We start from the raw sequence: 941 nt of genomic DNA on the forward strand, positions 1-941 counted from the left end.
TATGATTAGCTATTTTGTTGAATATCATAAATAAGGAGAAGGTTATGAAAAAACGCGCGTTTTTCGCAATATTACTTTTAGGAGGATTGATAATGATAGGATTGGCAGGATGTGGAGAAAATAAGAACAGTCGAGCATGGATTGAGAACAAAGTCTCTGAGGTTAGTCGTGTCTATCCAACTGAAAATCTCTTTGACTTGTTTAAGCAATTTCCGGAAGGGTTTGAGATTAGAAGTATTGATACCTACGATGAGACGAAGGACTATTCTCGTTATCAGAAGATTGAACTCGTAGGAAATGCAGAAACAAAAGAAATAACTGGTAATTTTAAAAGAATAGAAGCTCGAGGTAATCCTTATGAAGAAAAAGTGCTTTTAGAAAGCCGTGTTGTGTACACTGAAAAAGGATTGGAATTTTTGAATCCAGAAGTTTCTAAAGATGATTTGTTTTATGATGGGTTTTTATTTCAAAAGTTAGAACTAAATAAAGCAATTTTGTCTCAATTGGAACTCAAAAAAACGTACTATAATTGGGAGACTGGTGATGCTTCTATTACTTATAAAAATGTAAATAGTAAAATTATTCAGGATTACTTCCATATACAATCAAGTGAATCGTTAGACCTTTTTATTAGTGCAGACCACTCTGCAACTATTGGCTATGAATACGGTTATCCTGTGGTTTTTGACGGAGAAAATATATCTCATTCAGAACTTATAACAGGAAAAAGTAAGAGTATGAAGAAGATAGATGCCAAATAGTAATGTGCCGACCTTAGATGCTTCTAATCTGACTAACGAATTTTAATAAGATAGCAAGGAAATGTTTCTTTTATGGTATACTATAAGGGAACTATGATTAGTTGTTTTATTGAATATCATAAGTAAGGAGAGGGTTATGAAAAAACGCATATTTCTCACAATGTTACTTTTAGGAGGATT

The 941-nt window shown here is 32.5% G+C and carries 1 protein-coding gene; it reads left to right on the forward strand.

The features are described from left to right. Positions 1-44: 44 nt before the first annotated feature. Complete coding sequence (locus GMD1S_RS08210; protein WP_025172971.1) at positions 45-761, forward strand: hypothetical protein; 717 nt, start codon at positions 45-47, stop codon at positions 759-761. Positions 762-941: the final 180 nt, after the last annotated feature.

The sequence above is a fragment of the Streptococcus sp. GMD1S genome (assembly GCF_000296875.1).
GTDB lineage: Bacteria > Bacillota > Bacilli > Lactobacillales > Streptococcaceae > Streptococcus.

Coding starts and splice junctions, on each gene's coding strand:
- GMD1S_RS08210 (WP_025172971.1), top strand. CDS start 45: ATGAAAAAACGCGCGTTTTTCGCAATATTACTTTTAGGAGGATTGATA.